Below are 26,653 nucleotides of genomic sequence, written 5' to 3' on the forward strand. Positions count from 1 at the left end.
GCGGTTTTACCGGCCGGCCGAGGTGGACCTGCTGATCGGCGATCCGGGCAAGGCGCGCGCCGAGCTGGGCTGGCAGGCGCAGACCACCCTCGAGCGGCTGTGCGCGTTGATGGTCGAAGCCGACCTCGAGCGGAACCGTCGTGGCTACGCCTGCTGACGCCGCCCGCCCGCGCCTGCTGCTGACCGGCAGCACCGGCTTCACCGGGCGCTACGTGCGCGCCGAGCTGGAGCGTGCCGGCTGGCACGTCACCGGCCTCGGCCATGCTGCGCAAGCGCCTGCGCAGGCGGATGCAGGCGAGCTGACCGTCGACCTGCTCGACCGCGACGCGGTGGCGCGCGCGGTGGCCGGGGTGCGGCCGGATGCGGTGATCCACCTCGCCGCGATCGCCTTCGTCGCGCACGGCGACGTCGACGCGATCTACCGCTGCAACGTGGTCGGCACGCGCCACCTGCTGGAGGCGCTGGCGGCGCTGCCGCGAGCACCGCGCGCGGTGATCCTGGCCAGCAGCGCCAACGTCTACGGCAACACCACGGTCGAACCGATCGACGAGGACACCCCACCGGCGCCGGCCAACGACTACGCGGTCAGCAAGCTGGCCATGGAATACATGGCGCGGCTGTGGTGCGGGCAGCTGCCGATCACCCTGGTGCGGCCGTTCAACTACACCGGCGTCGGCCAGTCGCCGCAGTTCCTGATCCCGAAGATCGTCGACCATTTCCGCCGCCGCGCGGACACCATCGAGCTGGGCAACCTGCAGGTCTGGCGCGAGTTCCAGGACGTGCGCGCGGTCGCCGAATGCTACCGGCGCCTGCTGGAGGCGTCGCCGCCGCCGGGCAGCGTGTTCAACCTCTGCAGCGGCCAGGCGTGGTCGCTGCAGGAAGTGCTGGCGATGATGGAGAGCATCGCCGGCTACCGCATCGCGGTGCGCGTCAACCCGGCGTTCGTGCGCGCCAACGAGGTGCGCCGCCTGGTCGGCAGCAACGCGCGCCTCGCCGGCGCGATCGGCGCGCTGCCTGCGATCCCGCTGCAGGAAACGCTGCGCTGGATGTACGCGGCGCCGGCCGCCTGAGCCGGCGCGATCGGCTCAGCCCAAGGCGGCGACGGCGGCGCCGATGCGCGCGCGGAATTCGCGGTCGTTGGCCTCGAACCAGGCGCGGGCGGCGGCGCCGATGCGATCCAGCTCGGCGTCGTCCATGCCGATCAGGCGCGCGACCGTGGCCTCCATCGAGGCTTCGTCGAAGAAATACGTGGTGGCGAGGTTCTGCGTGCCGGTGCGCGCGACGCCGACCAGCGCGCCGCGCCCGGGCGTGACCATCTCGTGCATCGGCGGCGCGTCCACCGTCACGGTGACCGCGCCGACGCCCATCGCCTCGACCAGGTAGTGGCCGAAGCCTTCGGTTTCCGACGGGCACAGGTGAAAGCGGTGCGCGTTCTGCAGGCGCTTCAGTTCGGCGTCGGAAAGATAGTCAACGCGGTGGTCGATGTTCGCCGCCGCCGGCCCCGGCTTCGCCGTGCGCGGGTTCTGCACCACGGTCAGGCGCGGCCATTCGGGGTGGCGCCGCCACAGCGCCAGCAGCGCCTCGGTGCCCTTGTTCTGGCTGCGCCCGGCGAGGTGGAAGAACGCGCGTTCGCGCGGCACGTCGCGGTCGAGCCGGTCCTCGCTGGTGAAGCCGACGTAGTCGACCGGCCTGCCCAGGCCTTCGAAGATCGGCACGGCGTGGCGGGTCAGCGCGAATACGCGGTCGACGCCGCCGAGCGCGGCGCGGTCGCTGCCGAGGAACCACTCGGGATGCGGCATCAGCACGTTGTGCCGCGCCAGCGGGAAATACTCGGGGCGCACGTGCTCGAGCATGAGGTTGACGTCGTAGCGTTGCATGTGCGCGCCGCGCAGGCGCCGCCAGGCGATGCGCGCGCGCACCAGCCGCGGCTGCAGGATCTTGCGCAGCTTGCCGCGGCGGATCGCGCTGACCTCGACGCGGTGGCCGCACGCGCGCAGCGCTTCGCCCAGCAGGCGCAGATTGCGGGTCAGGCCGAAGCCGTTGTCCCAGACGATCAGGTTGACGTTCATCGAATGCGGGGCGGCGGTCCCGGCAAGGGGCGGCTCCGCAGTGTAGCCGAGCGCGCGCTCAGCGCGGCACGGCGACGGCGTCGAGCAGCGCGCCGACGCGCGCGACGATCGCCTCGGCGAACTCAGCGCCGCGCGCCTTGGCCAGCGCGCGCTGGAATTCGGGCAGCAGCGCGGCCAGTTCGGCGGCGGCGTAGCTACGTTCCAGTTTCAGGGTCAGGGTGAAGCCGCGCAGGCCGAGCGCTGCGGCGGCGCTCTCGGTCATCAACTGCTTGGCGCGCAACACCTCGTCCGCCAGCGGCGTGTCCGCGTCCCCGCCGGCCGGCCCCGCCGGCGCGGCGCGCGCCTGCACCAGGCCCTCGGCGACCAGGCGTATCAGGGTGGGGTCGAAGTCGGTGAAGGCACGGAAACTCTCGCGCAGTTCGCCCACCGTCTGCACCCCGTTGACCGCGATCAGCAGGGTGCGCGCGTGCGGCGGCAGGCCGCGCCGGCGCTCGCCCACCTCGCGCTGCCCCGCCTCGGTCTTGACCGGAATCTCGTGCTCCCGCATGACGTCCCCCGTCGGCTGACGCTAACGGATCGCCCACGGCAAAAAACGGACCTGCGTCGCTATTCCATGTCGGGGTTCCGGCCCCGCCCGCCCCACGTGCCGGCAATGCGACACGTCACGCGGCTCGACCCTCATCTGGGCGAAGGCGCCACGCCGCGGCAGCGGCCCGGCCACGGCGGGGACCGGCCGCCATTGCCGCAAGCCCTCGTGTCGACGGTGGCCGCGACTCATGGCGTGTTGCGCGCCGGAGCGAACTCGCGCAGGCTTGCGCGCGCAACGCGATCCGGGAAGCGCAAGACCTGCAGAATCCGCAACGACGATGAGTGCACCACCCCTGATCATTCGTTGCGGCGCCTTCGGCGACATGGTGCTGCTGACGCCGTTGATCCGCCTGCTGGCCGCGCGCTATGGCGCCCCGGTGGATCTGATCACCTCCGGCGCGTGGACCCTGCCGCTGCTGCGCGGGATGCCCGAACTCGGGCACGTCCAAATCCTGACCAGCCGCAACACGCCCTATCCGCTGTGCCCGAGCCAGTGGGCCGTGGTGCGCTGGCTGAAGGCGCGCGGCCACGGTCCGGTGTATCTGTGCGATGCCGGCGGGAAGATCCGCAGTCTGATCGCGCGCGCGGGGGTGGACGCCGACGACATCGTCGATGGACTCACGCGCGCCGATCCGGGCGCCGGCGATATCCTCTGGCCCGATCTGTGGATCGATGTCGGCATGCGCGATCCGGCGCGTCGCGCCGCGACGCGGCCGATCGGCGACCCGGCGCGATATCGCCTGCCGACGCTTCCGGTCGACGCCGAGCAGCGCGCTGCGATCCAGCGCTGGCGGCAACGGGAGGGGATCGCCGGCCCGTTGATCCTGTTCCAGCCCGGCAACAAGCGCACCCACAAGCGGGGCAAGTTGGGCACCCTGAGCCAGAACAAGTTCTGGCCCGCCGAACGCTGGGCACAAGTTGCGCGCGCCGTGCTCGATGCCTGCCCCGATGGCCGCGTCGTGCTGTGCGGCTCGCCCGCGGAATACGCGGTGCTCGAAGACATCCGCCGCCTCTGTGCGGATCGGCGCGTGCTCAATCTCGCGCGGGAATTGCCGGTCGCACGACTGGTCGCGCTGCTGGAGCAGGCCCACAGCATGGTATCGGTGGATACCGGTCCGGCGCATGCGGCCGCGGCACTGGGTTGCCCGCTGGTGGTGCTGTTCGGTGCGGCACCGGTCGCGTTATGGCGACCGATCGGGCCTGCCGCCGTGCGCGTGCTCGGCGGCGAGCGCGGCAGCGCGGGCCGCGTCGAAGACATCGCTGCAAAAACGGCTATCGAGGCGTGGCGCGCCCTGGGAAATCCCTGAACAACGGCCGGCGCGCACCCCCGGAGATCCCGCCGGCACGCGCCGCGCCCTCGCGGCACACCGATCGCGCGGCCAGCGGAAAACGGCCGGGCCACGGCGTGCCGGATTTTCCGGACCGTCCTAGCGCCGCGCCGGCACCGGGCAACGCCAGCCGGGATCCGGCGGCAGCAACACCCACTCGCGCCGGTTGCCGAGGCCGAGATCGATCGCATCGGCCCGCGGCGGACATGCGGCGAGCGCCGCGGCCTGCACCAATAGCCAGCGCTGCGGCGCCTGCGCCTGCCAGATCAGCGCATCCTGCAACTGCGCGGACGGATCGCGGCTGAAGCCGAACGTCTGCGCCGGGCGATCCGCCTGCAGCAACTGCTGCTCGCGCCAGCCGACCAGGCCCAAGCCGGCATCCGCGCCAATGCGCTCGCCTACCGCGCGCATCAGGCCGCGCCCTGAACTCGAATCGTTCAATGCCGGCATGATGCCGATGCCGACGCAGATCCAGAACAGGCCGAGCGTCGCGCTCGCCGCCAGCAACGGCCGCCCCGGGCGCGCGATGACGCAAGCCAGCAGCGCAGCCGCGCCGAACCCGGCCAACCAGATCCAGACCGCGGCCGCCGTCAGGCCGACGTCGCGCGCGGCCAGCAGCCGCTGCCCCCATTGCGGGTCGATCCACCAGGCGCGCAGCCCCACGGCGAGGGCCGCGGTCGCGAACGCCGCGCACAGCGCCCACAGCAAGCGCCCTGGCCAGCGATGCTGCACGAGGATGTCCGTAATCAATGGCGCCGCCGCCAGCGCCAGCATCGGCAGGCCGGGCAGGATATAGACCTCACGCTTGCCGGCGGACAAATTGAAGAAAACCAGCAACAGCACCACGAAGCCCAGAAGCAGTACGAAACGCGGATCGCCGTCGCGCAGCTTGCGCCACCACGCCGGCGCGAGCCAGGGCAGGAACAGGCTCAGCGGCAGCCATTGCAGCGCGATCACTTCGAGGTAGTACCAGGGCGGCTGCTGGTGATGCCACGCGGCCGCGTAGCGCTCGGCCGTCTGCTTGAACAGCAGGTTGTCCAGATACGCGCCGTAGGCTGCATCGTGGCTCGCATGCGCCACGATCAGCAGCGGCACCAGCCACAACGCCACGGTGAAGACGCACAGCGCCGGCGCCAGCAACCAGCGCCAGCCGCCCGCGTACGCCGCAAGGCCGGTTCCGGAACCTCCTGCCGTGGGAATGCGGTCGGCATGTGCCCGACGCAAACGCCATCGCCACCACAACCATGGCAATACCGTGAGGAAGGCGAGCACGCCGACGCCCTTGGTGATGACGCCCAATCCGGCCGCGACTCCGCCCAACGCCCACCGGCGCCAGTCGGGCCCCTGCAACAGGTGCCGCAACAAGCCGTAGTTGGCGAGGGTGATGAAGAACGTCACCGTCGGATCGATCTGCGCACGCTTGGCCTGGAACGTGAAGCCCACGGCGAACAGCGTCAGCCATGCCGCCAGCAAGCCGGCACGCCGGTCCCACAGGCGCCGGCCCAGGTCGTACACAAGCCACAGGGTGCCCAGGGTGGCCAGCAGCGAAGGCAGCAGGAAGGCGACGCGCCAATCGCGCACCAAGGTGAACGACAGCGCCTGCAGATCCATGAACAGCGGCGGCTTGTCCGCATACAGTTCGTTGCCGCGCCGCGGAATCAGCCAGTCGCCGCTTTCCACCATCTGCTTCGCCACCAGCGTGAAGCGCGGCTCGTCGGACGGCCACGGATCGCGCAGGCCGATGCCGGCGGCCAGCAGCACGAAGGCGAACAGGAAGAACAGCGCGACTTCGCGGCGGGCGACGCGCGCGGACGGCGTGGCGTTCATCGGCGGATCCGTGGCGTCAGGCGGAACGTTTGTCGAGGACGGCATAGTACATGCCGTCCAGCCCGTCATCGCCGGGCAGCAGTTGCCAGCCGGGGCCGTCGGCACGACCCGCCGGCAGCGCGGGCGTGACGGCGCATGCATCGGCGTGCGTTGCGAGGAAACCGTCGGTCACCGCGCGGTTCTCGGCACGCAGCAGCGAGCAGGTCGCATAGAGCAGCCGTCCGCCCGGCGCCAGCAGCGGCCACAGCGCGGCGAGCAGGCGCGCCTGACCGGCGGCCAGCGCGGGAATGTCGGCGGCGCGCCGATGCAATTTCACGTCGGGGCGGCGACGGATCACGCCGGTGGCCGAGCACGGCGCGTCGATCAGGATGCGCTCGAACGGGCGGCCGTCCCACCATGCGGGTGGATCGCCGGCGTCGCCCGCGCGCAGCTCGGCGGCGAGGCCGAGACGTTCGAGGTTCTGGCGCACGCGCGCCAGTCGCGCCGGCTCGCGTTCCAGCGCGAGCAGCTCGACATCCGCGCGCTCGAGCAGATGGCAGGCCTTGCCGCCGGGCGCGGCGCAGGCGTCCAGCACGCGCATGCCGGCGTGCGCATCGAGCAGGTCGGCGGCGAGCTGCGCGGCGCCGTCCTGCACCGCAAACGTGCCCTGCGCGAAGCCGGGCAGGCGCGCGACGTCGGTGCTCGCCTCCAGCACCAGCGCGTCGGCCAGCCAGGCGTGCGGCCGTACGGCGACGCCGGCCTCGCGCAACGCGTCGATCACGCCCTCGCGCGCGGCGCGACGGCGGTTGACGCGCAGCATCGGCGGCGCGGCGGCGTTGTTCGCGGCCAGCACGCGCTCGGCCTCGGCGGGCCAGTCCGCGCGCAGCGCGTCGATCAGCCAGGCCGGATGCGCGTGGCGCGTCGCCGCGTCGGCGTCGAGCGCGGCGAGGTGCGTCGCGCGCTCGCGCTGCCAGCGGCGCAGCACCGCGTTGACCAGGCCGGCGAAGCGCGGGCGCTTCAGCGCACGCGCCGCTTCCACCGAGGCGGCGACCGCCGCATACGGGGCGAGCCCCATCACCTCGAGCTGCACCAGGCCGAGCACCAGCAGCGCATGCAGCGCCGGCTCGCGCGTGCGCAGCGGCTGTTCCAGCAGCCGGTCCAGCGCGCGGTCGTAGCGCAGCCACCAGCGCGCACCCTCGGCGAGCAACGCCGTCAGCAACGCGCGGTCGCGCGGATCGGGCAGCCTGGGCGCGACGCGCTCGCCGACCTCGCGCAGCGAGGCGCCGCCGAGCGCGACCTCGGCCAATGCCTGCGCGGCCAGCGCGCGCGCGTCGCTCATCGCGCGCGCAGTTCCGGCCGCGCGTTGAGATAGTCGGCCGCGCGGATGCGGCGCCCACCCGCACGTTGCAGTTCGGTGATGCGCAGCACGCCGTCGCCGGTGGCGATGTCGAGGCCGTCCTTGCCGGCGGCCAGCAGCGTGCCGGGCGCGGCCGCGGCGCGCGCGGGCAGCGGCTGCGCGGCGAACACGCGCAGCCGCTCGCCGGCGATCTCCGCTTCCGCGACCGGCCACGGATCGAACGCGCGCACCTTGCGCGCCAGCGCGGCGGCCGGCTCGGCGAAATCCAGCCGCGCCTCGGCCTTGTCCAGCTTGTGCGCGTAGGTGACGCCGGCCTCGGGCTGCGGCGCCGGCGCAAGCGTCTCGCCGCGCCGCACGCGCGCCAGGCCTTCCGCCAGCGCTTCGGCGCCGAGCGCGGCGAGACGGTCGTGCAGGCTGCCGCCGGTGTCGTCGGACGCGATCGGCGTGCGCCGCTCGAGCAGCACCGGACCGGTGTCCAGGCCCGCCTCCATGCGCATCAGGCACACGCCGGTTTCACTGTCGCCGGCGAGGATGGCGCGCTGGATCGGCGCCGCGCCGCGCCAGCGCGGCAGCAGCGAGGCGTGCACGTTCCAGCAGCCCAGTGGCGGAATCGCCAGCACCGCACGCGGCAGGATCAGGCCGTAGGCGACCACCACCAGCAGGTCCGGCGCGTAGGCGCGCAGGCGCTGCTGCGCCTCGGCGGACTTCAGGCTCTCGGGCTGCTCGACCGGCAGACCGGCCGCCAGCGCCGCCTGCTTCACCGGGCTCGCCGCCAGACGGCGGCCGCGGCCGGCGGGGCGGTCGGGCTGGGTGTAGACGGCCACGACCTCCGCGCCGCCGGCGCGGCAGGCGGCGAGACAGGGCACGGCGAACTCCGGTGTTCCGGCGAACACCAGGCGCGGCGGGCGCGTCATCGGCTTACAGCGCAGCGGTGGCAGGCGCGGCAGACGCCGCCTGGCGGCGCTGCTTCTCGAGCTTCTTGCGCACCAGCTCGCGCTTCAGCGGCGAGAGGTAGTCGACGAACAGCTTGCCGATGAGGTGGTCCATCTCGTGCTGGATGCACACCGCCAGCAGCCCGCCGGCCTCGAGCGTGAACGACGCGCCGTGCACGTCCTGCGCTTCCACGCGGATGTGCTCGGCGCGCTCGACCTCGGCGAAGATGCCCGGTACCGACAGGCAGCCTTCCTGGTAGGTCTGGCTGCCCTCCTTGGCGAGGATCCGCGGATTCACCAGCACGTGCGGCGCGTTTTTCTCTTCCGAGACGTCCAGCACCAGCAGTTGCCTGTGCACGTCGACCTGGGTGGCCGCCAGGCCGACGCCCGGCGCGGCGTACATGGTTTCCAGCATGTTCTCGGCGAGGCGCGCCAGCGCCGGGCCGAAGTCGGTCACCGGCACCGCCTTGGTACGCAGGCGCGGATCGGGGAATTCGAGGATATTCAGCAGGGCCATGGTGTCACCTGAAATGCGGTCGGGTTGGCGAAACCCAACGGGACCCGCACCTATGATCGCGGAACGCCATTTTACGGTCGGCAGGCGCGCCACGCGAATTCGCGCAGGCGGTCACATCTGCGCGATTTCCACCCGTTAACAATTCGGATACACTCGCGAAAACCTCGGGGGATCGGGGGATTGCCCACCATGCTTAAGAAAGCGCTTGCGTTGCTGGCCGGCATCGGCCTGACCCTGACCCTGTACGCCGCGACCACGACGCTGCGTCCGGATCATCCGGACACCTACGTCGTCAAGAAGGGCGATACGCTCTGGGGCATTTCCGCCAGGTTCCTCACCAAACCGTGGTTGTGGCCCGAAATCTGGGACGTCAACCAGAAAGTGAGGAACCCGCACCTGATCTACCCCGGCGACGTGCTGGTGCTCGGCTATGCCGGCGGCAGGGCGCGCCTCGGCCTGCAGCCGCAGGCGCGTGCGCAAGCGACGGAAAACGCCGTGCCCGCGCTGCCGCTGTCCGCGATCAAGCCCTTCCTCAAGGACACCCGCGTGCTCGACCGCGACAGCCTCGTCAAGGCGCCGTACGTGGTCGGCTTCGAGGAAGACCAACTGCGCGGCACGCCCGGACGTTTCCTGTACGTGCGCGGCATCAGCGACGCGCAGCCGGGCCAGCGCTATGCGCTGGTGCGCCCGACCCACGTGTTCACCAGCTTCGACGGCAGCGGCAACTACCGCGACCAGATCGCCGACGAGCTCGACAGCAACGTCGAGATGTACACCGGTCCGTGGCACCAGGAGACGCTGCACGACGGCCACCTCGGCAAGGGCAAACCGCTCGGCTACGAGGTCACCGTGATCGGCACCGCCGAATACCTGCGCGGCGGCGATCCGGCCACCGTGCTGCTCAGCGACTCCACCATGGAGATCCGCAAGGGCGACCGCCTGATGCCGCTGGACAACACGCCCTACGACGCCGCGTTCTATCCGCACGCGCCGGCCAAGGTGCCCGACAACCTGCGCGTGATCGCCTTCAGCGACGCGATGGACGCGGTCGGCCCGCACCAGGTGGTCGCGCTGTCGGCCGGCAAGGACGAGGGCGTGGAGAACGGCCAGACCTACACCCTCGTCCACCCCGGCGACGACATCCACGACGACGTGATCTCCTCCAGCCAGCGGCGCTCGTTCGGCGAGCGCGTGACCCTGCCGGAGGAATTCATCGGCCACGCGATGGTGTTCCGCACCTTCGACCACGTCAGCTACGCGCTGGTGATGGACAGCATCAAGCCGGTGCACCTCGGCGATCCGGCGCGCATGCCGGAATAACCGCGCGGCTTTTCCCGACACGACGGCGCGGCCCCGGCCGCGCCGTCGCGTTTTCGGCGCCCGCTACACTGCCCGCATGCACGAACGAGACGACCAGCGCGCCTGGCTGACCCTGCTGCGCGCCCCCGGCGTGGGCGCGGCGACCCTGCGCGGCTGGCTGGCGCGGACGGGCGGCGACGCGGTCGCGGCACTGGCCGCGGCGGCGCGCCCGCGCGGCGAGCCGCGCCCCGACGCGCAGGCGCTGGCCTGGCTGACCGCCCCCGACGCCGCCCGCCTCGACGCCGACCTCGCCTGGCTGGCCGAACCCGGCCACCGCCTGCTGCGCTGCACCGATCCCGACTTCCCGCCGCAGCTCGCCGACACCGCGCAGGCGCCGGCCGCGCTGTTCGTTGCCGGCGACGCCGCGCTGCTGCTGCGCCCGCAGGTGGCGATCGTCGGCGCGCGCAGCGCCGACGCCGCCGGGCTGGCCACCGCGCGCAGCTTCGCGCGCGTGCTGGCCGCGGCCGGCTTCGTGGTGACCAGCGGCCTCGCCGAGGGCATCGACGGCGCCGCCCACGCGGGCGCGCTGGACGCCGGCGGCACCACCGTCGCGGTGATGGGCACCGGCCCCGACCTGGTCTACCCACGCACGCACCGCGCGCTGGCCGCGCGCATCGCCGCCGCCGGCGCGCTGGTCAGCGAGTTTCCGCCCGGCACCACCGCGCGGCCCGAGTTCTTCCCGCGCCGCAACCGGCTGATCGCGGGGCTGGCGCTGGGCACGCTGGTGGTGCAGGCCAGCCTGCGCTCGGGCTCGCTGATCACCGCGCGGCTGGCCGCCGAACAGGGCCGCGAGGTGTTCGCCGTGCCCGGTTCGATCCACAATCCGCTGGCGCGCGGCTGCCACCGGCTGATCCGCGAGGGCGCCAAGCTGGTCGAGACCGCGGAGGAAGTGGTCGAGGAGCTGGCGCCGCTGGCGCACAGTCTCGGCCTGGCCCTGGCGGCACGCCTGGCGGCCGCGGAACCGGGGACGGCCGCCGCGGCCCCCGCCTCCGGCGGCTGGCGCGACGATCCGGACTACGGACGCCTGCTCGACGCCCTCGGCCACGATCCGGCGGCGCTGGACGAACTGGTCATCCGCACCGGCCTCGCGCCCGCCGCGCTATCGTCCATGTTGTTGATGCTGGAGCTGGAAGGCGTGGTCGCCGGGCAGCCCGGCGGGCGCTACCAGCGGCTGCCGGACGGCGGCCGTGCTTGACAGCGCAAACGCCCCTGTGCCTCCACTAAATACGCGCGGGGCGGTTGCCCACCCCCGGCAAGCAAGGTCTGAACCACCGGTCGACGTGATGCCCGCCCGCGCGGGAACGGCCAAGCGTTCAGCGATCCCCTGACGGATATCCCATGGCGAAAAACCTGCTCATCGTCGAGTCGCCGGCCAAGGCCAAGACGATCAACAAATACCTCGGCAAGGACTTCCACGTGCTGGCGTCCTACGGCCACGTGCGCGACCTGGTGCCGAAGGAAGGCGCGGTCGACCCCGAGCACGGCTTCGCCATGAACTACGAGCTGATCGACCGCAACGTCAAGCACGTCGAGGCGATCGCCAAGGCGGCGCGCGCGGCGGACGCGATCTTCCTCGCCACCGACCTGGACCGCGAGGGCGAGGCGATCTCCTGGCACATCAGCGAGATCCTCAAGCAGCGCGGCCTGCTCGACGGCCGGCAGATGCACCGCGTGGTGTTCAGCGAGATCACGCCGCGCGCGATCCAGGAGGCGGTGGCGCATCCGCGCCAGCTCTCGCACGACCTGGTCGACGCGCAGCAGGCGCGGCGCGCGCTCGACTACCTGGTCGGCTTCAACCTGTCGCCGGTGCTGTGGCGCAAGGTGCAGCGCGGGCTGTCGGCCGGGCGCGTGCAGTCGCCGGCGCTGCGCATGATCGTCGAGCGCGAGGAGGAGATCGAGGCGTTCAAGCCGCGCGAATACTGGACGGTCGAGGCCGACCTGGCGCACCCGGACGGCGCCTTCCGCGCCAAGCTGACCCGCCTCGCCGGCAAGAAGTTCGAACAGTTCGACCTGACCGGCGCCGACGCCGCGCACGCCGCGCGCGACGCGCTGACCCGCGCCGCGCAGGGCCGCCTGGTGGTCAGCGAAGTCGGCAGCAAGGAGCGCAAGCGCCGCCCGGCGGCGCCGTTCACCACCTCGACCCTGCAGCAGGAGGCCGCGCGCAAGCTCGGCTTCTCGACCAGCCGCACCATGCGCATCGCGCAAGGCCTGTACGAGGGCGTGACGCTGGGCGCCGAAGGCTCGGTCGGCCTGATCAGCTACATGCGTACCGACGCCACCGCGCTGTCCGGCGAGGCGATCGCCGAGCTGCGCCAGCTGATCGCGCGCGACTTCGGCGCCAAGGCGCTGCCCGAGCAGCCGCAGATCTACAAGACCAAGTCGAAGAACGCGCAGGAGGCACACGAGGCGATCCGCCCGACCTCGGCGCTGCGCACGCCGGCCAGCGTGGCCGCGTTCCTCAACGACGACCAACGCAAGCTGTACGAGCTGATCTGGAAGCGCACCGTGGCCTGCCAGATGCAGGCGGCGACGCTGAACACCGTCGCGGTCGATTTCGCCTGCGGCGCCGACAACACGTTCCGCGCCACCGGTACCACCGTGGTCGATCCCGGCTTCCTCGCCGTCTACGAGGAAGGCCGCGACCAGAAGGGCGAGGACGACGACGAGCAGCGCCGCCTGCCGCGCATGGACAAGGGCGAGGCGGTGCCGCTGGCGGCGATCCACGCCGACCAGCACTTCACCGAGCCGCCGCCGCGCTATTCCGAGGCCAGCCTGGTCAAGACGCTGGAGGAGTACGGCATCGGCCGCCCCTCGACCTACGCCAGCATCATCCAGGTGCTGCTGAACCGCGAGTACGTCACCCTCGACAGCCGCCGCTTCCGCCCCACCGACGTCGGCCGCGCGGTCAGCAAGTTCCTCAGCGGCCACTTCACCCGCTACGTCGACTACGACTTCACCGCCAAGCTCGAGGACGAGCTCGACGCGGTCAGCCGCGGCGAGGAGGAGTGGGTGCCGCTGCTGCGGCGCTTCTGGCAGCCGTTCAAGGCGCTGGTCGACGAGAAGATCGAGACCGTCGACCGCGGCGAGGCGACCGGCGCGCGCGAGCTGGGCACCGACCCGAAGTCCGGCAAGCCGGTGTCGGTGCGGCTCGGCCGCTATGGGCCGTACGCGCAGATCGGAAGCAAGGACGACGCCGACAAGCCGCAGTATGCCTCGCTGCGCGGCGGCCAGAGCATGCACACGATCACGCTCGCCGAGGCGCTGGAGCTGTTCAAGCTGCCGCGCGCGCTGGGCACTTCGCCGGAAGGCGACGCGGTCAGCGCCGGCATCGGCCGCTTCGGCCCGTTCGTCAAGCAGGGCGACACCTACGCCTCGCTCACGGCCGAGGACGATCCGCACACGATCACGCTGGAGCGCGCGCTGGAGCTGGTGCGCGCCAAGCGCGAGGCGATCGCCAACCGCGTCATCAAGGACTTCGGCAACGGTGTGCAGGTGCTGAACGGCCGCTACGGCCCGTACATCACCGACGGCGAGAAGAACGCGCGCATCCCCAAGGACCGCGAGCCGGCCACGCTGACCGCCGCGGAATGCGCCGAACTGCTCGCCGCCGCACCAGTGCGGCCCAAGCGCTTCGGCAGGAAGGGCGCGGCGAAATCCGCGGCCAAGCCATCGGCCGACGGCGCGGCCAAGCCGGCGCGCAAGGCGGCGAAGAAGGCCGCGCCGGCGAAGAAGGCCGCGGCCAGGAAGGCTCCGGCGAAGAAGGCGGCCGCAAAGAAGGCGCCGTCCAAGCGCGCCGCGCCCCGCCCTGCCGGCGAGTGACGCCATGCGCCGCTTCAGCGCCGCCGAGGTCGATGCCGCCGCCGCGTTCCTGCGCGGCGGCGGCGTGCTCGCCTACCCCACCGAGGCGGTGTACGGGCTGGGCTGCGATCCCGACAACCGCGCGGCGTTCGAGCGGCTGTTCGCGCTGAAGCGGCGGCCGCCGACGCAGGGCGTGCTGCTGATCGCCGCCGACCTCGACCAGGTGCGGCCGTGGATCGGCGAGGCGCCGGTGCAGGCGCTGGAACGCGCGCGCGCCACCTGGCCCGGCCCGCACACCTGGGTGTTCCCGCGCTCGGCGCGGGTGCCGGACTGGGTCGCCGGCGGGCACGCCGGCATCGCGCTCAGGGTCACCGCCCACCCGCTGGCGGCGGCGCTGTGCCGCGCCTTCGGCGGACCGATCGTGTCCACCAGCGCCAACCGCCACGGCGAGCCGCCGGTGACCACGCCGGCGGCGGTCGAGGCCGCGCTGGGCGCGGAGCTGGAAGCCGTGCTGGACGGCCCGGTCGGCGGGCTGGACCGCCCCACGCCGATCCGCGACGCCCTGACCGACGCTATCATCCGCTCCTGAGCGCAAGATCCGGGCAAGCCCGATTCACCGCGCCTCGCCTGCGCGCCGAAGGGGCGTCCGCGCCATCGCGGACGGGCGACGCGGGGAAGACGCAGCGCGGACCGACGCGGGCGCGGACCGCGCGGCCGCTACACGGATCGCCACGGGGGGAGAGACGTCACGTGTCGGTAGTGTTCGAAACGCAGCGGCCCGCGGCCGCCGCCACGTTGCCGCTGCTGCATGCGGGCGATCCGTCGCGTCCGTTCGCCTGGCGCGACGGCCACGCGGTCAGCGCCGCGCAGTTCATCGCCGAAGCGCGCGCGCTGGCCGCGCGGTTGCCGCAGGCGCCGTGCGCGGTGAACCTGTGCGAGGACCGCTACGCCTTCCTGGTGACATTCTGCGCGGTGGCGCTGCGCGGCCAGGCCAACCTGCTGCCGCCGTCGCGCGCACCGCAGGTGGTCGACGAAGTGCTGGCCGCGCACCCCGGCAGCTACGCGCTGGGCGAGCAGGCCCTCGAGCACGCGCCGCCGGGCTACCTGCGCGTCGCGCTGCCGCGGGTGGATGCGCCGGAGCTGTGCGACGTGCCGCTGCTGCCGGCCGGCCAGGTGATCGCGGTCGGCTACACCTCCGGCTCGACCGGTACGCCCAGGGCCAACCCGAAGACGCTCGGCGGCTTCCACCTCAGCACCGCGTGCAACCGCGCCGTGGTCATGGCGGCCACCGGCGGCCCCTGCCACGCCGTCGCCACGGTGCCGGCGCAGCACATGTACGGCATGGAGATGTCGGTGCTGCTGCCGCTGCTGGGCGAGGTGGCGATCCACGCCGGGCGGCCGTTCTTTCCCGCCGACGTGGCGCACGCGCTGGCCGAGATCCCCGCGCCGCGCGTGCTGGTGACCACGCCGGTGCACCTGCGCACGCTGGTCGCGGCAGCGCCAACGCTGCCGCCGCTGGCGGCGATCGTCTCCGCCACCGCGCCGCTGTCCGCGCAGCTGGCGCGCGAAGCCGAGGCGCGCTTCGGCGCGGCCGTGGTCGAGGTGTTCGGCTCGACCGAGACCTGCGTGATCGCGCACCGCCGCACCGCGCGCGAGGACGACTGGACGCTCTACCCCGGCGTGCGCCTGCACCCGCAGCCGGACGGCACCCTGGTCGAGGCGCCGCACCTCACGCCCCCGGTCGCGCTGGCCGATGTAGTCGAACTGCCCGCGCCCGGCCGCTTCCGCCTGTGCGGACGCAACACCGACCTGCTGGAGATCGCCGGCAAGCGCGCCTCGCTGGGCGACCTGACCCGGCGCCTGCTGGCGATTCCCGGCGTCGAGGACGGCGTCGTGTTCCAGCTCGACGCGCCCGACCCCGCCGGCGTGCGCCGCATCGCCGCGCTGGCGGTCGCACCGATGCTGGCCGAGGCCGACATCCTCGCCGCGCTGCGCCGCGCCGTCGACCCGGTGTTCCTGCCGCGCCCGCTGAAGCGCGTCGCCGCCCTGCCGCGCAACGACACCGGCAAGCTGCCGCGCGCCGCGCTGCTGGCGCTGCTCGGCCGCGAAGGTTGAGCAGCGCGACGGTGGGCTGAAGCCCACCCTGCCCGGGACTCGGCAGCAGGAACGCAGCCGCGGTCGCTGCGCCGACCCGCTACAATGCGCGCCCCCGCGGCGCGCCGTCGCGGTGCGATGAAGGAATGCACGGCATGAAGGTTCTGGTGATCGGCTCCGGCGGGCGCGAGCACGCGCTGGCGTGGCGAATCAAGCAGTCGCCGCGCGTCAGCGAGGTGATCGTCGCGCCGGGCAACGCCGGCACCGCGCGCGAGCCGGGCCTGCGCAATGCCGACGTCGCCGTCACCGACCTCGACGGCCTGCTCGCGCTGGCGCAGCGCGAGGGCATCGCGCTGACCGTGGTCGGCCCCGAAGTGCCACTGGTCGCCGGCGTGGTCGACCGCTTCCGCGCCGCCGGCCTGCGCTGCTTCGGCCCGCGCCGCATCGCCGCGCAGCTGGAAGGCTCCAAGGCCTTCGCCAAGGATTTCCTGCACCGCCACAACATCCCGACCGCGCGCTACGCGGTGTTCACCGACCTGAAGCCGGCGCTGGCCTACGTGCAGCAGCACGGCGCGCCGATCGTGATCAAGGCCGACGGCCTCGCCGCCGGCAAGGGCGTGGTGGTGGCGCTGACGCTGGCCGACGCCGAGCAGGCGCTGCACGACATGCTCGGCGCCAAGGCGCTGGGCGACGCCTCCTCGCGCGTGGTGATCGAGGAGTTCCTCGACGGCGAGGAAGCCAGCTACATCGTCATGTGCGACGGCCACCGCGCGCTGCCGCTGGCCACCAGCCAGGACCACAAGCGCCGCGACGAGGGCGACCTCGGCCCCAACACCGGAGGCATGGGCGCGTACTCGCCGGCGCCGGTGGTCACGCCCGCGGTCGAGCAGCGCGTGCTGCGCGAGGTGATCGAGCCGACGCTGGCCGGCATGGCCGCCGAGGGCGCGCCGTTCATCGGCTTCCTCTACGCCGGCCTGATGATCGGCAAGGACGGCACGCCGAAGGTGCTGGAATTCAACGTGCGCTTCGGCGACCCGGAGACGCAGCCGATCATGCTGCGGCTGAAGTCCGACCTCACCGAGCTGATCGATGCCGCGCTGGACGGCCGCCTCGACCAGGTGCAGGCCGCGTGGGATCCGCGCCCCGCGCTGGGCGTGGTGATCGCCGCCGACGGCTACCCCGGCAAGGTGCGCAGCGGCGACGCCATCGACGGCCTCGACGCCGACTTCGGCGCCGACGTGAAGGTGTTCCAAGCCGGCACCCGCAGCGACGCCGAGGGTCGCGCCGTCACCGCCGGCGGCCGCGTGCTGACCGTGTGTGCGCTGGGCCGCGACCTCGCCGCCGCGCGCGCCAACGCCTACGCCGCCGCCGAACGCATCCGCTTCGCCGGCGCGTTCTACCGCCGCGACATCGGCCACCGCGCACTGCGGGGCAGCCAGGGCTGACGCACCTGCAGCGTGCGCTCCGCGCACGACACCTCGCCCGCACTCGCCGCGGATTACGATCCGGCACCTAACATCGGCCAGCGACACTCCGTGCCCGATTACACGCTGATGACCGATGGTAGGATCGGCCGCAGCTGAGCAGAGGAGGAGTCATGAAACGGATCCTGTTCGTCCTCGTCGTATTCGCTGTCCTCTTGCTCACGGCGTGCGCCACAAAGCCGATCTCCCTCGTTGATGCGAAGCCAGTGCCTGCTGACCGCCTGCTCGCATTCTCGACGCCTTCCGTCGCAGGAAGCGGCGAGCTGACCGTCGTTCGGGACGTAGGGCTTACGGGGGGTGGCTGCTATCTCGGTGTCTTCGTGAACCACGAGCTCGCAGTCGAAATCGACAGAGGCGAGCGGGCAACTCTTTATCTGCCCGCAGGTCGATTTGTTGTGTCCGCGAAATCGGTGGGGCGTGCACTCTGCGGACTCAAGGCCGCGGACAGGGCCGAACGTGCGGTCCAGGTCTTGGTCGAGCGCAACGATCGGCTCACATATCGCCTCGGCATGGACCCCAACGGGACGATCAACCTCAGCCCGTTGTAGCTAGGTAGCGTGCGCTCTGCGCACGAATCACCCACCTCGCCGCAGCCAGGCAGCGTGCGCTGTACGCGCCACCGGCGCACGGTCCGGGCGTGTTCCGATCGAAGGCCGATCGTGCGCGGAGCGCACGCTGCGCGCCGCATCGCGCGGCTTTGCTAGGCTTGCGCGCGCAGGGAGGAGCCCATGAGCCAGTTCACGCTGCTGCGCACGCGCCGCTTCGCGCCGTTCTTCGCCACCCAGGCGATGGGTGCGTTCAACGACAACGCCTTCCGCTACGCGACGCTGCTGCTGGTGGCGTTCCAGATGGGGCTGTCGACGCAGCAGGTGGCGCTGTACTCCAACCTCGGCCTGGCGCTGTTCATCCTGCCGTTCTTCCTGTTCTCGGCCAGCGCCGGCCAGCTCGCGGAGAAGTTCGAGAAGACGCGGCTGATCCGCTACGTGAAGCTGTTCGAGATCGGCGCGATGGCGCTGGCCGCGGTCGGCTTCTACACGCACAGCGTGGCGCTGCTGCTCGCCGTGCTGTTCCTGATGGGCCTGCACTCGACGGTGTTCGGGCCGATCAAGTACGCGATCCTGCCGCAGGCGCTGCGCCACGACGAGCTGATCGGCGGCAACGGCATGGTCGAGATGGGCACCTCGCTGGCGATCCTGACCGGCCAGATCGCCGGCGGCGCGGCGATCATGCAGCACCCGCGCGGCGAGCTGTACGCCTCGATGCTGGTGATCGCCGTCGCCGCCTGCGGCTGGCTGGCAAGCCGCGCGATCCCGCCGGCGCCGGCGACCGCGCCGCAACTGCGTTTCGACTGGAACCCGTGGCGGCAGACCGTGCAGGCGCTCGGCTTCGTGCGCAAGCGCTCGACGGTGTTTCACGCGGTGCTGGGCATTTCCTGGTTCTGGTTCTTCGGCGGCATCTTCACCGCGCAGTTGCCGAACTACACCAAGCTGCATCTGGGCGGCGACGAGTCGGTGTCGATCCTGGTGCTGACCCTGTTCTCGGTCGGCGTCGGCGTCGGTTCGCTGCTGTGCGAGCGGCTGTCGGGACGCCGCGTCGAGATCGGCCTGGTGCCGTTGGGCTCGATCGGCCTGACCGTGTTCGGCGTCGACCTGTTCTTCGCGCGCCCGGACGCGCCGCCGGCGTCCGGCCTCGACTGGCTGGCGTTCCTCGCCGCACCGGGCAACCTGCGCGTGGCGCTCGACCTCACCCTGATCGGCCTGTTCGCCGGCTTCTACATCGTGCCGCTGTTCGCGCTGGTGCAGGCGCGCACCGACAAGTCCGAGCTGTCGCGCGTGATCGCCGGCAACAACGTCCTCAACGCACTGTTCATCGTGGTCGCGGCGCTGTTCGGCATCGGCGTGCTGTCGTTGGGCGTGAGCATCCCGCGCCTGTTCCTGATCGTCGCGCTGATGAACGCCGCGGTGGCGTTCTACATCTACGCGCTGACGCCCGAGTTCCTGATGCGCTTCCTCACCTGGATCATCGTCAGCACGCTGTACCGCATCCGCAGCGACGGGCTGGAGCGCATCCCCGAGGACGGCCCGGCGCTGCTGGTGTGCAACCACGTCAGCTACGTGGACGCGCTGATCATCATGGGCAGCGTGCGCCGGCCGGTGCGCTTCGTGATGCACCACCGGATCTTCGCCATCCCGGTGCTGCGCTTCATCTTCCGCACCGCGCGCGCGATCCCGATCGCCGGCGCCAAGGAAGACCCGGTGCTGCTGGCGCGCGCGTTCGCCGAGATCGACGCCGCGCTGGCCGCCGGCGAGCTGGTATGCGTGTTCCCCGAGGGCGGGCTGACCCGCGACGGCGACATCGCGCCGTTCCGTCCGGGCGTGGAGAAGATGCTGGCACGACGGCCGGTGCCGGTGATCCCGCTGGCGCTGCGCGGCCTGTGGGGCTCGATCTTCAGCCGCCGCGACTCGGCGCTGCACCGCACGCGCCTGCCGCGGCGGTTCTGGTCGCGGATCGCGCTGGCCGTCGGCGCGCCGCTGCCGCCGTCGAGCAGCGCGGCGGAGCTGGAGACGTCGGTGCGCGAACTGCGCGGCGCGTGGGCGTAACGGGCACGACGAAGCGGCGTCGGGTGGGCCTTGGCCCACCGCCCGCCCGCACCAGGTCAAGCGATGGTGGGCCAAGGCCCACCCGACGCCACCCTAGGTGCCGGGGCGCGGCGAAAGGCGCTCCCGCATCAGGCGAACCAGCCGGCCAGCACGATCACCGCGACGACCGCCAGCCACACCACCAGCACGCGCAGCAGCAGGTGGCGCGCATCCTCGAGCTCGCCGAGCGGATCGTGGGTGTCGTGCGCATAGCCGTCGCCGGCGACCACGTCGGCGTCGACGCCGGCGCGCGCAATCGCGCCGAGGAAGCCGCACTCGAACTCCCACGGCGAGCGCCCGGCTTCGGCGTGCCAGGCGCGCCAGGCGCGCACCACCGCGTCGAAGTCGGCGGCCAGCGCCATCGCCAGCGCCATCAGGTGCGCGGGAATCCAGTCGAGTGCCGCGGCGGCGCGCCGCGCGAAACCGCGCGCGGCCTCGTCCAGCGCATCGTCGGGCGCGGCGGCGAGCTGCGCCAGCCGGTACAGCAGCGCGCCGGCCGGGCCGAGCAGGAAGAACCAGAACAGCACGCCGAAGCGCCGCTTCAGCGCCGACAGCACGGTCGCCTCGACCAGGCTGGGCGCGTCGAACGCCAGCAGCGGCGATGATTCATCGGGACGCAACGCCTGCGCCGCCGCCTCGCGCTGCGGCAGGTCGGGCGCGTGCAGCACGGCGTCGATGTCCGGCTCCAGCTCGCGCGGGCCGAGCGTGTACAGCAGCACCAGCAGCGCGAAGGCCAATCCACCGAGGCCGAACAGCGCGTGCTGCAGGCCCAGCATCAGCAGCGCGCACAGCAGCGCCGGCAGCAGTACGGCCAACGCGATCCGCAGCGGGCCGCCGATGCCGCCCAGGCGGGCGGACCAGGCGCGGAACCAGCCGAAATCGCGGCGGCGGGCGAGGTCGGGCAGGGCCGAGACCAGCACCAGGGCGATCAGGGCGGCGACGAGCTTGGTGGCCATGGGCGGCTTCCGCGGGCGAGGCGCCCATTGTAGCCGCGCGGCGCGGCGGTCAGGACGGCAGCGCGGCCAGCTCGGCGGCGAGGTCGACGCCGCGCCCGGCCAGCCAGTGCTCGATCAAGCGGTACGACACCGAGATCGACGGCGACAGCCCGAGCTCGCCCGCGCGCAGCGCGGCGACGATCTCGGCGGCGGTGAACCAGCGCGCATCCTCCAGCTCGCCGTCGGCGAGGCGGATGTCGCGGCCGGCGGCGGTGGCGGTGAAGCCGAGCATCAGCGAGCCGGGGAACGGCCACGGCTGCGAGGAGTGGTAGTCGCAGTCCAGCACCTCGACGCCGGCCTCCTCGGCGACCTCGCGGCGCACCGCCTGCTCCAGGGTCTCGCCCGGCTCGACGAAGCCGGCCAGGGTGGAATAGCGCTTCTCCGGCCAGCCGGCCTGGCGGCCGAGCAGGCAGGCGCCGTCGTGCTCGACGATCACGATCACCGCCGGGTCGGTGCGCGGGAAATGCAGCGCGCCGCAACTGCCGCAGGCGCCGCGGTGGCCGGCGGCGAGCAGCGTCAACGGTGCGCCGCAGCGGCCGCAGTGGCGCGTCGCCGCCTGCCAGTGCGCCAGCCCCTTGGCGTAGGCACACAGGCCGGCGCCGAGCGGGTCGAGGTTCATGCCGAGCTCGCGCAGGCCGGCCCAGCGCGCGTCCAGCGACTCGGCCAGCGCGGTCGCCGCGCCGGCGTCCGCTCCGAGGAAGAAGTAGTGCAGGCCGTCGGCGGCGCCGAGCAGGCACGGTCGCGCCTCGGGCAGCAGGCGTGCGCGCTGCACGGCGGTGAGCAATTCGAGCCGTGCGCCGTCGCGCGCGGCGAGCACGCGCTGCTCGGTGTCCAGCACGAGGAAGCGGGCGTCGTCGGCGCGCGTGCGCTCCGCCAGCCAGACCTCGTCGTCGCGGCGCTCGACGAGGCGGTCCAGCGCCGCCGGCGTCGCCAGCGGATTGCGGCGCGAGCGCGCGGCCGAGCTCACACCGTGAACGAGGAGCCGCAGCCGCAGGTGGTGCGCGCGTTCGGGTTGCGGATCACGAACTGCGCGCCGGACAGCGTCTCCGAGTAGTCGATCTCGGCGCCGGTGAGGTACTGCAGCGACAGCGGATCGACCAGCAGGGTGACGCCGTCCTTGTCGACCGCGTAGTCGTCCTCGGCGCGCTGCTCGTCGAAAGTGAAGCCGTACTGGAAGCCCGAACAGCCGCCGCCGGTGATGTACACGCGCAGCTTGAGGGCGTCGTTGCCCTCCTCGGTGATCAGCTCGCGCACCTTGTGCGCGGCGGCGGCGCTGAACAGCAGCGCGGTCTCGGCCTGGCGGTAGTCGGGAATGGCGTTCATGCGGCCTCCGGCAACTGAGATCGGGGCGCCGGCAGGGCTTTCAAGCTTCGGCCGCGGCCAGCGACGGTGCGTCTTCCGGCCGCGGCAACTGCTTGAGCGCCTCCGGCTGATGCATCATTTTGCCATTGACGCGCGCGCCTGCGGCCATTTCCAGCACGCGGTAGTGGACGTCGCCCTCGACGCGCGCGGCGGCGGCCAGCTCGAGCCGCTCGCCGACATGGATGTCGCCGTGCACCTCGCCGTTGATCATCGCGTTCGGCACGTCGATGCGGCCGACCACGCTGCCCTGCTCGCTGAGCGTGAACAGCGCGCCGCTGCCGGGCTCGGCCAGCACCGCGCCCTCGACGCGCCCCTCGAGATGCAGGGCGCCGGCGAAATGCACGTCGCCGCGCACGACGGTGCCCTTGGCGACCAGGCTGGTCGCGGCCGCCGCCGCGGGCGAGGATTTCCTGTTGTTGTTGAACATGACGCTACTCCCCGGATCCGTGATTTCCGCCTGGGCGCGGACCTCGCGCGTGCGCGGCGCGCTCCGCGCCCGTCATTCGGGCGCACCTTTCAATGCCTCGTTCCAGGCGACGTTGCGCACCAGCGCGTCGCCGCCCTGCGGCTGCGCGGTGACGCGCAGGCGGTTGGGCACGAAGCCCGCCGGCACGATCAGCGTGCCGCTCACCTGCTGGAAATACTTGAACGCGAACGGCAGCCCGTCCTTCTCGGCGGGCCCGCCGAGGCTGGCCCAGTCGAGCATCACCAGGCGCTCGCCGCGCACGCCCTCGAGCGCGAGGCTGAGGCGGCCGCGGCTTTCCTCGCCGCGCTTGGCGTTCTGGGTCAGGGTGACGGTGACGTTGTAGGCGCTGGAGCCTTTGACCCGCGTGAGGCGCACGTCCTGGATCGCCAGGCCCTCGCGCTGCGCGTCGCCGCCGGTCAGCTTGGAATAGAAGGCGAGGTCGGCGCGCAGGCCGGCGATTTCCTCCTCGCGCTCGGCCACGGTGCGCTTCAGCTCCTGCGCGGCGATGCGCGCGACCTGCTCGGAGCGCGCCAGCAGCGCGGCCTGCTGCTTGAGCTGCTCGTTCTCGGCGAGCATCTGCCGCTCGCGCTGGTGCCCGGGCGAGGCCAGCGGCCCGCGGTCGCCGAGCCAGAAGCCGACCAGCGCCGCCAGCAGCAGGCTGCCCGCCCAGGCGAGCGCCAGGCCGAGCAGGCGGCGACGCTGCGCCGCAGGATCGTGCGGGCGGACGACGAAACGGGGCGGTTCGAACGAGCTCATGGCGGCACGCGAGGGTGAATCCGGCTTATAGCGGCGCGGCGCGCGCAGCGTCAAGGAAATGGCCCGCGCCGGCTATACTGCATTTTCCTTGCCGCCGGACGCTGCCGATGCTGTGGTTGAAGGCCTTCCACGTGGTGTTCGTGGTGACCTGGTTCGCCGGGCTGTTCTACCTGCCGCGCCTGTTCGTGTATCACGTCGAGGCCGTCGAGCCGCCGGTGCGCGAACGTCTGAAAGTGATGGAACGGCGGCTGCTGGCGATCACCCACATCGGCGGCGCTCTGACCGTGCTGTTCGGGCTGGCGACGCTGGCATGGTGGCTGCAGCACGTGCCGGGCTACTTCGCGGCGAGCCACTGGCTGCACGTCAAGCTGCTGCTGGTGCTGGGGCTGATCGGCTACCACGCATGGCTGGTGCGGCTGGTGCGCGCATTCGCGCGCGACGCCTGCACCTGGTCCAGCCGCCGGCTGCGCGTGTTCAACGAGGTGCCGGCGCTGCTGCTGATCGCGATCGTGGTGCTGGCGGTGGTGAAGCCGTTCTGAGCGCGCCGCCGGGGCCGGCGCGGCCCTTGCTATAGTGGCCGCGACACCGGGAATGGCCATGGTCGAGCGCGAGGATCCCCAGCACGGCGAGGAATTGCGGCAGTCCTTCCTGCGCTTCCTGCCGCAACGCCTGAAGACGCTGCTGCGGCGCGCCCGCGGCCAGTGCCGCGACGGCTGGGACGTCAACGCGCTGCGCCTGCTGCACACCGAATTCGGCACGCTCGCCGCCGCCTGTGGCCGCTACGGCCTGCTCGAACTGGGCGAGCGCCTGTACGCGCTGGAATCCGAACTCGCCCCCTACGTCGATGCGCTCGAAGTGCCCGATGCCGACGCCACCGCGCGCCTCGGCAGCCTGCTCGACGGCCTGCGCCCGCACATCGAACAGGACGACGCCGGCGCGGACGAATCGGCGCAGGCGCGCACCGAGAACGGCTATCCGCTGCTGGAAATTCCGCCCCCGGGTTACTGGCGCCAGCTCGGCGCGCCCGATCTCGCCGCCGTACCGCCCGCGCCGGACGCCGCGGCGTCCGCCGAAGCCGCACCGGCACCGGCACCGGCACCGGGCGCGCAGCGCGTGTGCGTGCTCGGCGACGACGCGGCGCTGGGCGCGGAACTGGCCGAACGGCTGGCCGCGCAGGGCCATGTGCTGCAGCGCACCGACACGCCGGCGGCGCTGTGCGCACTGCTGGACAGCGCGCCGCCGCAACTGGTCTGCGTGGGCCCGCACCACCTCGACGCGCTGGACGCGATCGGCGTCGCGCTGCGCCGGGCGCGCGCCGCCAGCGCGCACCGCATCGCCCTGCTGGCCATGCTGCCGGACGACGACGTCGGCCTGCGCCTGCGCGCGCTACGCGCCGGCGCCGACAGCTGCGTGCCGCCGCCGGCGCAGACCGCCGACGTGCTGGCGCGCATCGGCGAGCTGCTGGTCAGCGACGGCAGCGAGCCCTATCGCGTGCTGATCGTCGAGGACGATCCCGCGCAGGCGCTGTTCGCCGAGGCGATCCTGCGCAAGGCGCAGATGCAGGCGCGCGTGCTGCACGAGCCGCTGCCGGTGCTCGACGAGCTGGACCGCTTCCAGCCCGACCTGATCCTGATGGACCTGAACCTGCCCGGCTGCGACGGCCTGGAGCTGACCGCGCTGATCCGCGAGCGCGAAGCGTTCGTCAACACGCCGATCGTGTTCCTCTCCGGCGATCCCGACACCGAACGCCAGTACGCCGCGCTGGACGCCGGCGGCGACGATTTCCTGACCAAGCCGATCCGGCCCAAGCACCTGATCGCCGCGGTGACCAGCCGCGTGCGCCGCGCGCGCCTGTCGGCGCGGCGCGCACGCCAGCGCCGCATGCGTGACCCGGCGACCGGACTGCACCTGCGCGCGCAACTGCTCGACAGCCTCAACGAGCTGATCGCCGCAGGCAGCGCGGTGCGCACGCGCGGCGGCCTGCTGTGCGTGGAACTGCGCGACGCGCGCACGCTGCGCGAGCGGGTCGGCCTGGCCGCGTTCGATGCGCTGCTGGTGCAGGCCGGCAACTTCATCGCCGCGCAGCTCGAACCGAACGAGATGATCGCGCGCTTCGGCGACGCCGGTTTCCTGCTGCTGGCGCCGGAGCGCGGCGAGGCCGCGCTGCTCGGGCTGGCGCACGGCCTGTGCGAGCGCGTCGCGCGCGAGCGCTTCGGCGGCGCCGCCCTGCCGCTCGCCATCGCCTGCGGCATCTGCGATTTCGCCGCCGGTGCCGACGACGCCGCCGCGATGCTGCGCGGCGCCGAGCGCGCGCTGGAAGCGGCGCGGCACGGCCCCAGCGGTGTCGCGCTGCTGTCGCAGCTTGCGCGTGCGGACGCCGGCGTCGCCGGCCGCATCCGCAGCGCGCTGGCCAACGACGGCCTGCACCTGGCGTTCCAGGCGGTGGTGCCGATCGGCGGCGTCGCCGAGGAAGCCCGCTTCCAGACCTTGCTGCGGTTGCGCGGCCCGGGCGGCCGCGTGCTCGCCGCCACCGACCTGCTGCCGGAAGCGCAGCGCAGCGGCCAGCTCGACGCCATCGACCGCTGGGTGCTGCGCCGCTGCGTCGAGCTGATTGCCGCGCGCGAGCGCGAGGGCCGGCCGCTGCACCTGTTCGCCAGCCAGTCGATCGCGATCGCCGACGACCCACGGCGCCTGCCGTGGCTGCACGACGAACTGGAGGCCGCGGCGGTCCCGCGCGGCCGGCTGGTGCTGGAATTCCGCTACGACGAGGTGCGCACGCGGCTGCGCGCGCTGATTGACCTGGCCCCCGGCCTGCGCGGCCTCGGCGTCGGCATGGCGCTGTCCGGGCTGGACCGCGAGGCCGCGCAGGCGGGCCTGATCGCGCACCTGCCGCTGGACTTCATCAAGCTGACCCTGCGCGACATCGACGACGGCATGCTGGGCGCACTGGTCGGCGCGGCGCACGCGCACGGGCGGCGCGTGATCGTGGCGCGCGTCGAGGACGCCGGCGGCGCCGCGCGCGCGCTGGCCGCAGGCGCCGATTACCTGCAGGGCAACTTCGTGCATCACGCCGGGGTTGGACTCGACTACGATTTCCGCACCG

24 protein-coding genes are annotated in these 26,653 nt (G+C 72.6%); 13 read left to right on the forward strand and 11 right to left on the reverse strand.

Going from position 1 to position 26,653, the window contains the following annotated elements:
• Both ABFC67_RS10695 and ABFC67_RS10700 read left to right on the forward strand, forming a co-directional pair.
• Positions 1-157, forward strand: a 157-nt coding sequence (locus tag ABFC67_RS10695) for a GDP-mannose 4,6-dehydratase (protein ID WP_346738041.1), incomplete at its 5' end; no start/stop codon positions are given.
• Positions 141-1,070 carry an NAD-dependent epimerase/dehydratase family protein gene (locus tag ABFC67_RS10700; RefSeq protein WP_346738018.1) on the forward strand — a complete coding sequence of 310 codons (930 nt, stop codon included), beginning with the start codon at positions 141-143 and terminating at the stop codon, positions 1,068-1,070. The genes ABFC67_RS10695 and ABFC67_RS10700, both read left to right, overlap by 17 nt.
• A gap of 15 nt (positions 1,071-1,085) precedes the next feature.
• Here ABFC67_RS10700 and ABFC67_RS10705 read toward each other — a convergent pair whose 3' ends face one another.
• Together ABFC67_RS10705 and ABFC67_RS10710 are read right to left on the reverse strand one after the other, a co-directional pair.
• A complete protein-coding gene (locus tag ABFC67_RS10705) occupies positions 1,086-2,069 on the reverse strand; it encodes a glycosyltransferase (RefSeq protein WP_346738019.1) in 984 nt (327 codons plus the stop codon).
• 58 nt (positions 2,070-2,127) lie between these two features.
• Entirely contained in the window at positions 2,128-2,616 is a 489-nt protein-coding gene (locus ABFC67_RS10710; protein WP_346738020.1) for a hypothetical protein, read from the reverse strand.
• Positions 2,617-2,935: 319 nt separating this feature from the next.
• On the opposite strand from ABFC67_RS10710, the gene ABFC67_RS10715 reads away from it, so the two are divergent.
• Positions 2,936-3,964, forward strand: coding sequence for a glycosyltransferase family 9 protein (locus tag ABFC67_RS10715; protein ID WP_346738021.1), 1,029 nt, complete (start codon positions 2,936-2,938; stop codon positions 3,962-3,964).
• A gap of 120 nt (positions 3,965-4,084) precedes the next feature.
• On the opposite strand, the gene ABFC67_RS10720 is transcribed toward ABFC67_RS10715, so the two are convergent.
• Genes ABFC67_RS10720 through def form a run of 4 tightly spaced genes read right to left on the reverse strand, consistent with a single transcriptional unit; the run spans position 4,085 to position 8,597 of the window.
• Positions 4,085-5,881 (reverse strand): glycosyltransferase family 39 protein, encoded by a 1,797-nt coding sequence (locus tag ABFC67_RS10720; protein WP_346738022.1) that lies wholly within the window; start codon positions 5,879-5,881, stop codon positions 4,085-4,087.
• Positions 5,829-7,130, reverse strand: a complete 1,302-nt coding sequence (gene rsmB / locus ABFC67_RS10725; protein ID WP_346738023.1) for a 16S rRNA (cytosine(967)-C(5))-methyltransferase RsmB — start codon at positions 7,128-7,130, stop codon at positions 5,829-5,831. Before rsmB ends, ABFC67_RS10720 begins: the two co-directional genes overlap by 53 nt.
• Positions 7,127-8,062, reverse strand: coding sequence for a methionyl-tRNA formyltransferase (fmt, locus tag ABFC67_RS10730; RefSeq protein WP_346738024.1), 936 nt, complete (start codon positions 8,060-8,062; stop codon positions 7,127-7,129). Before fmt ends, rsmB begins: the two co-directional genes overlap by 4 nt.
• Before the next feature lie 4 nt (positions 8,063-8,066).
• Positions 8,067-8,597: a peptide deformylase gene (gene def / locus ABFC67_RS10735; protein WP_346738025.1), complete on the reverse strand. Its 531-nt coding sequence runs from the start codon at positions 8,595-8,597 to the stop codon at positions 8,067-8,069.
• Between the two features lie 189 nt (positions 8,598-8,786).
• Between def and ABFC67_RS10740 the strand changes: the two genes are divergently transcribed.
• The 8 genes from ABFC67_RS10740 (at position 8,787) to ABFC67_RS10775 (ending at position 19,932) form a co-directional block, all read left to right on the forward strand.
• Entirely contained in the window at positions 8,787-9,917 is a 1,131-nt protein-coding gene (locus ABFC67_RS10740) for a LysM peptidoglycan-binding domain-containing protein (RefSeq protein ID WP_346738026.1), read from the forward strand.
• A 76-nt stretch (positions 9,918-9,993) separates the two neighbouring features.
• Entirely contained in the window at positions 9,994-11,151 is a 1,158-nt protein-coding gene (gene dprA, locus ABFC67_RS10745) for a DNA-processing protein DprA (RefSeq protein WP_346738027.1), read from the forward strand.
• A 143-nt stretch (positions 11,152-11,294) separates the two neighbouring features.
• On the forward strand, positions 11,295-13,775 hold the full coding sequence (locus ABFC67_RS10750) for a DNA topoisomerase I (protein ID WP_346738028.1): 2,481 nt from the start codon (positions 11,295-11,297) through the stop codon (positions 13,773-13,775).
• 4 nt (positions 13,776-13,779) lie between these two features.
• Positions 13,780-14,343, forward strand: coding sequence for a Sua5/YciO/YrdC/YwlC family protein (locus ABFC67_RS10755; RefSeq protein WP_346738029.1), 564 nt, complete (start codon positions 13,780-13,782; stop codon positions 14,341-14,343).
• A gap of 161 nt (positions 14,344-14,504) precedes the next feature.
• Positions 14,505-15,869: an AMP-binding protein gene (locus ABFC67_RS10760; protein ID WP_346738030.1), complete on the forward strand. Its 1,365-nt coding sequence runs from the start codon at positions 14,505-14,507 to the stop codon at positions 15,867-15,869.
• 134 nt (positions 15,870-16,003) lie between these two features.
• Positions 16,004-17,293: a phosphoribosylamine--glycine ligase gene (purD, locus tag ABFC67_RS10765; protein ID WP_346738031.1), complete on the forward strand. Its 1,290-nt coding sequence runs from the start codon at positions 16,004-16,006 to the stop codon at positions 17,291-17,293.
• Between the two features lie 152 nt (positions 17,294-17,445).
• Positions 17,446-17,880, forward strand: a complete 435-nt coding sequence (locus tag ABFC67_RS10770; RefSeq protein WP_346738032.1) for a hypothetical protein — start codon at positions 17,446-17,448, stop codon at positions 17,878-17,880.
• A gap of 180 nt (positions 17,881-18,060) precedes the next feature.
• Positions 18,061-19,932 (forward strand): MFS transporter, encoded by a 1,872-nt coding sequence (locus ABFC67_RS10775; RefSeq protein WP_346738033.1) that lies wholly within the window; start codon positions 18,061-18,063, stop codon positions 19,930-19,932.
• Positions 19,933-20,060: 128 nt separating this feature from the next.
• Here ABFC67_RS10775 and ABFC67_RS10780 read toward each other — a convergent pair whose 3' ends face one another.
• From ABFC67_RS10780 to ABFC67_RS10800, 5 genes are all read right to left on the reverse strand, one after another.
• Positions 20,061-20,927, reverse strand: coding sequence for a beta-lactamase induction protein (locus tag ABFC67_RS10780; protein WP_346738034.1), 867 nt, complete (start codon positions 20,925-20,927; stop codon positions 20,061-20,063).
• Between the two features lie 49 nt (positions 20,928-20,976).
• A complete protein-coding gene (gene nudC, locus ABFC67_RS10785; RefSeq protein ID WP_346738035.1) occupies positions 20,977-21,933 on the reverse strand; it encodes an NAD(+) diphosphatase in 957 nt (318 codons plus the stop codon).
• On the reverse strand, positions 21,930-22,289 hold the full coding sequence (erpA, locus tag ABFC67_RS10790; RefSeq protein ID WP_346738036.1) for an iron-sulfur cluster insertion protein ErpA: 360 nt from the start codon (positions 22,287-22,289) through the stop codon (positions 21,930-21,932). The genes nudC and erpA overlap by 4 nt, the downstream gene beginning before the upstream one ends.
• Positions 22,290-22,329: 40 nt before the next feature.
• Positions 22,330-22,755: a polymer-forming cytoskeletal protein gene (locus ABFC67_RS10795; RefSeq protein WP_346738037.1), complete on the reverse strand. Its 426-nt coding sequence runs from the start codon at positions 22,753-22,755 to the stop codon at positions 22,330-22,332.
• Between the two features lie 72 nt (positions 22,756-22,827).
• Positions 22,828-23,550, reverse strand: coding sequence for a DUF6776 family protein (locus ABFC67_RS10800; RefSeq protein ID WP_346738038.1), 723 nt, complete (start codon positions 23,548-23,550; stop codon positions 22,828-22,830).
• 107 nt (positions 23,551-23,657) lie between these two features.
• Here ABFC67_RS10800 and ABFC67_RS10805 point away from each other — a divergent pair, with 107 nt between their 5' ends.
• Complete coding sequence (locus ABFC67_RS10805) at positions 23,658-24,089, forward strand: CopD family protein (protein WP_346738039.1); 432 nt, start codon at positions 23,658-23,660, stop codon at positions 24,087-24,089.
• A 58-nt stretch (positions 24,090-24,147) separates the two neighbouring features.
• Positions 24,148-26,653: EAL domain-containing protein (locus tag ABFC67_RS10810; RefSeq protein ID WP_346738040.1), on the forward strand; the 2,506-nt coding region annotated here is incomplete at its 3' end.

It is taken from the genome of Mizugakiibacter sp. (genome assembly GCF_039680435.1).
In the GTDB taxonomy this organism is placed as follows: Bacteria; Pseudomonadota; Gammaproteobacteria; order Xanthomonadales; family Rhodanobacteraceae; genus Mizugakiibacter.

Coding starts and splice junctions, on each gene's coding strand:
- ABFC67_RS10705 (WP_346738019.1), bottom strand. CDS start 2,069: ATGAACGTCAACCTGATCGTCTGGGACAACGGCTTCGGCCTGACCCGC.
- ABFC67_RS10780 (WP_346738034.1), bottom strand. CDS start 20,927: ATGGCCACCAAGCTCGTCGCCGCCCTGATCGCCCTGGTGCTGGTCTCG.
- ABFC67_RS10755 (WP_346738029.1), top strand. CDS start 13,780: ATGCGCCGCTTCAGCGCCGCCGAGGTCGATGCCGCCGCCGCGTTCCTG.
- ABFC67_RS10775 (WP_346738033.1), top strand. CDS start 18,061: ATGAGCCAGTTCACGCTGCTGCGCACGCGCCGCTTCGCGCCGTTCTTC.
- ABFC67_RS10720 (WP_346738022.1), bottom strand. CDS start 5,881: ATGACGGGCTGGACGGCATGTACTATGCCGTCCTCGACAAACGTTCCG.
- fmt (WP_346738024.1), bottom strand. CDS start 8,062: ATGACGCGCCCGCCGCGCCTGGTGTTCGCCGGAACACCGGAGTTCGCC.
- ABFC67_RS10750 (WP_346738028.1), top strand. CDS start 11,295: ATGGCGAAAAACCTGCTCATCGTCGAGTCGCCGGCCAAGGCCAAGACG.
- purD (WP_346738031.1), top strand. CDS start 16,004: ATGAAGGTTCTGGTGATCGGCTCCGGCGGGCGCGAGCACGCGCTGGCG.
- ABFC67_RS10770 (WP_346738032.1), top strand. CDS start 17,446: ATGAAACGGATCCTGTTCGTCCTCGTCGTATTCGCTGTCCTCTTGCTC.
- rsmB (WP_346738023.1), bottom strand. CDS start 7,130: ATGAGCGACGCGCGCGCGCTGGCCGCGCAGGCATTGGCCGAGGTCGCG.
- def (WP_346738025.1), bottom strand. CDS start 8,597: ATGGCCCTGCTGAATATCCTCGAATTCCCCGATCCGCGCCTGCGTACC.
- ABFC67_RS10795 (WP_346738037.1), bottom strand. CDS start 22,755: ATGTTCAACAACAACAGGAAATCCTCGCCCGCGGCGGCGGCCGCGACC.
- ABFC67_RS10710 (WP_346738020.1), bottom strand. CDS start 2,616: ATGCGGGAGCACGAGATTCCGGTCAAGACCGAGGCGGGGCAGCGCGAG.
- ABFC67_RS10800 (WP_346738038.1), bottom strand. CDS start 23,550: ATGAGCTCGTTCGAACCGCCCCGTTTCGTCGTCCGCCCGCACGATCCT.
- dprA (WP_346738027.1), top strand. CDS start 9,994: ATGCACGAACGAGACGACCAGCGCGCCTGGCTGACCCTGCTGCGCGCC.
- erpA (WP_346738036.1), bottom strand. CDS start 22,289: ATGAACGCCATTCCCGACTACCGCCAGGCCGAGACCGCGCTGCTGTTC.
- ABFC67_RS10740 (WP_346738026.1), top strand. CDS start 8,787: ATGCTTAAGAAAGCGCTTGCGTTGCTGGCCGGCATCGGCCTGACCCTG.
- ABFC67_RS10715 (WP_346738021.1), top strand. CDS start 2,936: ATGAGTGCACCACCCCTGATCATTCGTTGCGGCGCCTTCGGCGACATG.
- ABFC67_RS10805 (WP_346738039.1), top strand. CDS start 23,658: ATGCTGTGGTTGAAGGCCTTCCACGTGGTGTTCGTGGTGACCTGGTTC.